The following is a 6,242-nucleotide window of genomic DNA, read 5'->3' as shown; positions in this document are numbered from 1 at the left end:
CCTTTGGCGCTGTTGGTGGCTTGCCTTTATCCATCACCTAATCCATGCCATTTTACATGCCTGCCGTCCAACAGACTGACCAGAATTCTGGGGATATCGCCGAGCGTCTGCTGGCGCATTATGATGTCCATGCCCGAACCTTGCCATGGCGGAAATTGCCGGGGCAGGGTTTCGTGGACCCATATCATGTCTGGTTGTCGGAAATCATGTTGCAGCAGACCACGGTCGCCGCCGTCGGTGCCTATTTCCGCACATTCACCCAGACGTGGCCCAGTTTTGCGGCGCTGGCTGCGGCCGATGATGCTGATGTTATGGCCGCATGGGCCGGGCTTGGTTATTATGCCCGTGCCCGCAATCTTTTGAAATGCGCGCGCGTGGTCGTTGCCGAATATCAGGGGCAATTGCCTTCTTATGAAGCAGATTTACTGAAGCTGCCCGGAATCGGTCCCTACACAGCAGCGGCGATTGCCGCGATTGCATTTGGGCGGCGCGCGGTGGTGGTCGACGCCAATGTCGAGCGCGTGGTGTCGCGGCTATTTGCGATATCAATGCCGCTGCCGCAGGCAAAGCCGCATATTCGCGAGGCTACCGATAGCATTACCCCGGAACTGAGGGCAGGCGATTTCGCGCAGGCGATGATGGATCTGGGCGCGGGTATCTGTTCGGTACGATCGCCGTCGTGCCTGATCTGCCCCATCCAATCCGCATGTGCTGCCTTTCGTGCAGGCAACCCCGAAACCTTTCCTGCAAAATTGCCGAAAAGCGCGAAACCGCATCGGTCGGGACATGTGTATTGGATTGAACGTGATGCGCATGTCTGGCTGCTGCGCCGTGATGATCGCGGCTTGCTTGCGGGCATGCGGGCATTGCCTGATGACAAATGGACAGCGCGCATCGACGGTGACGCAATTCCACCTGCGGCAGCCAATTGGCAAAAATTGCCAGCGCAGGTTACGCATATATTCACGCATTTTTCCCTGACCCTGAACATTGCCGTTACGTCATGGCCAGCGGACGCTGACGGCCCCGGTGAGGGCGAATGGTGGCCGCTAAAATCGCTCGACAATGCTGGTCTGCCGACCCTATTCAGAAAAGTGACTGAGGCGGTTTTGAACGCAGGAGAGAGATGATGGACGTACAAGCAACAGGCCAGATCATGTTGGGTCGGCGCGGATTACTCGCATGGGGCGGGCGACTGGCAGGCGCCGGCGCCGTTGGTGCGTTTTTGCCCGGAATGGCTTGGGCGCAGGCTGCCGAAAAATACCCGACGATTAAAGCTGAATTCGACAGCTATGTTTCATCGGGCAAGCTTCCGGGTGTTTTGGCAACGATTGGCCGTGCGTCTGGTCTGCCAGACGTCATTGCCGTTGGTACGCAAGGACTGGGCGAAAAAACGCCTGTCAATATCGACACATTATGGCGCGTCTATTCGATGACAAAGCCCATCACGGGCATAGCCGCGATGATTTTGGTTGGCGAAGGCAAGATGAAGCTTGACCAGCCGATCTCCGAATTTCTGCCTGAATTCGCCAATATGAAGGTGTTGACCGATCCTGAAAAAAGCATGGATGCGGTTCCGGCCAAGAACCAGATTACGGTTCGCCACTTGTTGACGCATACGGCTGGTCTTGGATATTCCATCATCACCAAGGGGCCGTTGCTGCAGGCCTATCTGGACAACGGCATTACGCCGGGCATCGTCAGCCGCTTCCCTATCCCCGGCCAACCAACCAGCACACCGACCCCCGATCTGAAGACATTTTCGGAACGGCTTGCCAAATTGCCGTTGGTTGCAGAGCCCGGAACCAAATGGAGCTATTCCATCTCGCTCGATTTGTTGGGCCGCGTGATTGAAGTTGCCAGCGGTATGGATTTTGAGGCTTTCCTCAAGACACGCATTTTCGAGCCGCTGAAAATGAACAGCAGCTATTTCCAAGTGCCAAAGTCGGAAACACCGCGATTGGTTTCCAACTATGCGCCCGTGAACGGCATTCTGTTCCCAATCGATCCCGCGGCGACGAGCATCTATCTCGACAAGCCTGCCTTTGCCTTTGGGGGTGCAGGCATGGTCTGCTCGGCGCGCGATTATGACCGGTTCCTCAACATGCTTGCCAATTATGGTGAACTGGATGGCGTGCGGATTATGTCGGCCAAAACGGCTGCGCTCGCAATGTCCGACCTGTTGCCCCCTGCCGTATCAACCGACGGCACCTTTGCAGCAGGCGCAGGCTTTGGCGCGGGCGGACGCGTTGGCAAGGGCGCGAACGAAGGTGTGTACGGCTGGGGTGGTGCCGCCGGCACCGTTGCGTTCGTCGATCCCAAGCGCAAGCTGCGCGCGATTTGCATGGCGCAATATATGCCAAGCAACGCCTATCCGTTCCACGAGAATTTCGCAAAATGGGTCCTGAAGGACCTTGGCCTGCCAGCCTGATCCGATGATGTCGCCAGGGTTTACGGGCTCACCGCTCGATCGCGCTGACCGCGTACGCAATGATGCAGAAGCCTATGGCGCTTTGCTGGCTGACTGGCGCGCACGGGTTTTGGGTCTCGATGGCCTTGACCCCCGCGTAAGCGACGCAGGTGGCTTGCATTGGCATTCGATAGCTGAACTGGATGGTTCGGAAGAACTGATCTTACTTGGCCTTTCAGATGATAAGCCACATTTTGTCGCCCTCGTTGAGGCGACCGGAGACGCATTCCGTTCGCCCGCTATCTGGCGTGCCTTGTCCATGCTGCCTGCCGAAGATGCCGCAATTTACGGCACCGCGCGCAGCCTGATCGAATGGCACAATAACCATCGTTTTTGTGGACGTTGCGGACATGCGACCGTGCTGTTCCGTGCAGGATGGGGCCGCAAATGCGGCAATTGCGCAAAGGAACATTTTCCGCGCACGGACCCAGTGGTCATCATGCTTGCCGAGTATGAAGGCAAAGCGCTCGTGGGCCGCCAGTCGCGCTTCCCGCCCGGAAATTACTCGGCACTCGCTGGCTTTTTGGAGCCCGGTGAAAGCATGGAGGAAGCGGTTCGCCGTGAAATCCATGAAGAGGCCGGCGTTACCTGCGGCGCTGTGCGTTATGTCACCAGCCAGCCATGGCCATTTGGTGGGTCGCAACTGATGATGGCATGCATCGCCGATGCGCAAAGCGATGCGCTGGTCCTCGACACCACCGAAATAGAAGACGCCATGTGGGTCACAAAGGAAGAAGCCCGTGCTGCGCTGGAAGGTGCTTCGGACCGCCGTTTCAATGCGCCGCCGCCTTTTGCGATTGCGCATAGCCTATTGAAATATTGGGTGTCGCAATGACCGGTGCCGCCGTTCCGCTGCGTATTGATATTGTATCCGATGTCGTGTGCCCATGGTGCATCATCGGTTTAAAGCAGGTGGAAAAAGCGCTGACGCTGGTGGGCCGCGATCTTGCGGTCGAAACCCATTGGCACCCGTTTCAACTCAACCCGAATATGCCCCCTGAGGGCGAGGATACCGCCGAACATATTGCCCGCAAATATGGCAGCACACCCGAACAGAGCCGCGCCAACCGCCAACGGCTGAGCGATATTGGCGATAGCTTGGGTTTTGCCTTCAACTATGGCGAGGGCATGCGCATCTACAATACGTTCAACGCGCATAAGCTGCTGACGATTTTCGGGAGTGAACGCGGCTGGCAGGCGCAAACGGAGCTGAAAATGGCTTTGTTCAAGGCCTATTTTCAGGACCGGCGCGATGTGAGCGACACCGAAGTCTTGTGTGACATTGCCGAGGCGCAGGGGATGGACCGCGCAGTGGCGGCAGCATGGATTGCCGACGCGGCGTTGACCGAAAGCGTGCGTGCGGAAATGGCGCATTGGATGGACCAGAATATCACCGGCGTCCCCGCGATCATCTTTGACCAAAAATTCATGGTTCCGGGCGCACAAAGCGCGGAGACTTTTGCCGATGTGATCAACAAGGTGCTCGCGAAACGCGAAGCGGCTTAAACCAGCCCCATCTTCATAAGTTCACTCAGCATCTTTGGTGACATTTCGTCACGACCATCGGTTTCGACAGAATCGAGATCCGGCGGGGTGTTCGCTTCCTCAAGATAGCGCCAGCCCTGATGCGCCCTTTTTGGGGTTGAACGGACAGCGATGAGGCGCGGTTGAAGCCGGATCCAATGGCGACCGGCGCCATTTTCCATAAAGCCCAAAATCGGGCTTCGGCCGATGATGGTGTGCGTGTGAATCCAGAACAGCGATCCACCCGCCATTTCCTCAACGCGCTTGGGCAAATAACGCGTCGTCAGGCGCACTTCGCCATCCTGCGCATAGGCCGCGAGGCGATCGCGCAAATGTTTCGGGCTTTCCGCGCCGAACGCGATTTTGGTCATGTTAAGAGGCATGGGCGTTATTCGGGAACTGCAGTGTTAACCGACAAGACCGCTGAAGACCGCAAGCCCCAAGAAAATCAGGAAGCCCATCGAATCGGTGATCATCGTGACAAAAATCGAGCTTGAAACTGCGGGGTCTTGATCCAAACGGTCCAGCAGCACCGGAATGGCTACGCCCGACAATCCCGCGAGCGAAATATTGCACAATATTGCCGCAGCAATGACGCCCGCGAGCAGCCAATTGCCGAAAATTAGACCCGCTCCGATTCCGGCAATCACCGCAATCGTTGCACCAATGAGCAAGGCGACACGAATCTCGCGCCAGATCGACCGCATCGTATTCGATTGTGTAAGCTGATTGGTCGCCAACGCGCGCACCGTAACCGCAAGCGTCTGCGTGCCTGCATTGCCACCAATGGAGGCAACAATGGGCATAAGCACAGCCAATGCGACCATGGTTTCAATCGCTGCACCAAATTGCGCGATGATGAAACTGGCCACCATCGCGGTACCGAGATTGGCAATCAACCAGCGCACACGCGCCTTGTAACTGTCGGAAATAGGCTCGTTAATGTCACCTTCACCGGCACCGGACAGGCGCAAGATATCCTCGTCCGCTTCTTCCTGAATGATGTGCACGATGTCATCGGCCGTGATGACACCGACGAGCCGTCCCGCGCCATCAACAACAGCGGCAGAAATAAGCGCGTATTTTTGGAACCGAAGCGCGACTTCTTCCTGATCCATATCAACGGGAATCAGCGTCTGTTCGTGCTTCATAATGTCGCTGACAGGAACTTTGCGCTGGCTGCGCATGATCCAGCTAAGCTTGCACGTACCCACGGGCTTATGCTGCGGGTCGACGACAAACACTTCCCAGAACTCAGTCGTCAGCTCATGATGGTCGCGCAGATAGTCGATCAGCTGACCCACGGTCATGTGCTCTGGCACCGCCACAAGCTCGCGCTGCATGATACGGCCAGCGGATTCTTCAGGGTAGGACAGCGCGTCTTCGATGACGGCGCGGTCTTCGGGGTCCAGCTCGGCAAGAACGGCCTGCTGGTCCTCTATTTCCATATCCTCGATGATCGCGACCGCGTCATCGGTGTCCAACTGTCCAGCAAGCCCAGCAACCTGCGCGGCGGGCAAGGCTTCAATGATATCCTCGCGGACATAGTCATTGACCTCAGCCAGCACTTCGGCGCTCATCAGCTCGCCCATGCTGATGGCAAGGTCGCCGCGCCGTTCAGACGGCGTTAGCTCGAGAAGGTCGGCAATGTCGGCTTCGTGGAGCGGTTCGACAAGCCGGTAGACTTCTTGGGCGTCGCCTGCTTCCATGGCGTCCAGCACGCGATCGACATATTCGCGGGTCAGACGGTTGTCTTCGTCCAGCGTCTCCAAAATTTCAGTATCGATGGTCAATGGGTCGGCGATATCGCTTGTCATGTGCGGGCCTCCCATTCGTAATTTTGTGCCTGGACGTTGTAATTGCGCCCCTCCTAAGCTTGCAGCGTCAAATTGCAATGATTTTGGCTTTGCACCAGCGCAATGCATCCCCTAGGGCACCGTCAACATTTCCCCAGCCTAAAGGATTATATATATGGCCGATGAAACGCTTACCCTTTCGCTCGACAGCGGCGACGTTGTTATCAAACTTCGCCCTGATCTGGCGCCAAACCATGTTGCCCGTATCAAAGAACTGGCTGGTGAAGGCTTTTACGACGGTGTGAAGTTCCACCGCGTGATTCCCGGATTCATGGCGCAGGGCGGTTGCCCGAACGGCACTGGCATGGGCGGTTCGTCCAAGCCAAATCTGGCGCAGGAATTCAACGCTGAACCGCATGTGCGCGGCGTATGCTCCATGGCGCGGACCAATG

7 protein-coding genes are annotated in these 6,242 nt (G+C 57.0%); 5 read left to right on the top strand and 2 right to left on the bottom strand.

Annotated elements, in window-relative coordinates:
• The first annotated feature begins 56 nt into the window (after positions 1-56).
• Genes ACIQ5B_RS09800 through ACIQ5B_RS09785 form a run of 4 tightly spaced genes read left to right on the top strand, consistent with a single transcriptional unit; the run spans position 57 to position 3,976 of the window.
• On the top strand, positions 57-1,130 hold the full coding sequence (locus tag ACIQ5B_RS09800; RefSeq protein ID WP_397598856.1) for an A/G-specific adenine glycosylase: 1,074 nt from the start codon (positions 57-59) through the stop codon (positions 1,128-1,130).
• Positions 1,127-2,431, top strand: a complete 1,305-nt coding sequence (locus ACIQ5B_RS09795) for a serine hydrolase domain-containing protein (protein ID WP_397598855.1) — start codon at positions 1,127-1,129, stop codon at positions 2,429-2,431. The genes ACIQ5B_RS09800 and ACIQ5B_RS09795 overlap by 4 nt, the downstream gene beginning before the upstream one ends.
• Positions 2,432-2,435: 4 nt before the next feature.
• Complete coding sequence (gene nudC / locus ACIQ5B_RS09790; RefSeq protein ID WP_397598854.1) at positions 2,436-3,305, top strand: NAD(+) diphosphatase; 870 nt, start codon at positions 2,436-2,438, stop codon at positions 3,303-3,305.
• On the top strand, positions 3,302-3,976 hold the full coding sequence (locus ACIQ5B_RS09785; protein WP_397598853.1) for a DsbA family oxidoreductase: 675 nt from the start codon (positions 3,302-3,304) through the stop codon (positions 3,974-3,976). The genes nudC and ACIQ5B_RS09785 overlap by 4 nt, the downstream gene beginning before the upstream one ends.
• On the opposite strand, the gene ACIQ5B_RS09780 is transcribed toward ACIQ5B_RS09785, so the two are convergent.
• Together ACIQ5B_RS09780 and mgtE are read right to left on the bottom strand one after the other, a co-directional pair.
• A complete protein-coding gene (locus ACIQ5B_RS09780) occupies positions 3,973-4,377 on the bottom strand; it encodes a DUF1489 domain-containing protein (protein WP_397598852.1) in 405 nt (134 codons plus the stop codon). The genes ACIQ5B_RS09785 and ACIQ5B_RS09780 overlap by 4 nt on opposite strands.
• Before the next feature lie 24 nt (positions 4,378-4,401).
• Entirely contained in the window at positions 4,402-5,811 is a 1,410-nt protein-coding gene (gene mgtE, locus ACIQ5B_RS09775) for a magnesium transporter (protein WP_397598851.1), read from the bottom strand.
• 154 nt (positions 5,812-5,965) lie between these two features.
• On the opposite strand from mgtE, the gene ACIQ5B_RS09770 reads away from it, so the two are divergent.
• Positions 5,966-6,242: peptidylprolyl isomerase (locus ACIQ5B_RS09770; RefSeq protein ID WP_397598850.1), on the top strand; the 277-nt coding region annotated here is incomplete at its 3' end.

The organism is Sphingorhabdus sp. (assembly GCF_044374345.1).
GTDB lineage: Bacteria > Pseudomonadota > Alphaproteobacteria > Sphingomonadales > Sphingomonadaceae > Sphingorhabdus_B.
Note: the sequence above shows the minus strand (reverse complement) of the source record. Positions and strands in the feature narration are given on the sequence as shown.

What these genes read in the sequence shown, in the direction of transcription:
- ACIQ5B_RS09800 (WP_397598856.1), top strand. Translation starts at nt 57, where the DNA reads ATGCCTGCCGTCCAACAGACTGACCAGAATTCTGGGGATATCGCCGAG.
- ACIQ5B_RS09795 (WP_397598855.1), top strand. Translation starts at nt 1,127, where the DNA reads ATGATGGACGTACAAGCAACAGGCCAGATCATGTTGGGTCGGCGCGGA.
- nudC (WP_397598854.1), top strand. Translation starts at nt 2,436, where the DNA reads ATGATGTCGCCAGGGTTTACGGGCTCACCGCTCGATCGCGCTGACCGC.
- ACIQ5B_RS09785 (WP_397598853.1), top strand. Translation starts at nt 3,302, where the DNA reads ATGACCGGTGCCGCCGTTCCGCTGCGTATTGATATTGTATCCGATGTC.
- ACIQ5B_RS09780 (WP_397598852.1), bottom strand. Translation starts at nt 4,377, where the DNA reads ATGCCTCTTAACATGACCAAAATCGCGTTCGGCGCGGAAAGCCCGAAA.
- mgtE (WP_397598851.1), bottom strand. Translation starts at nt 5,811, where the DNA reads ATGACAAGCGATATCGCCGACCCATTGACCATCGATACTGAAATTTTG.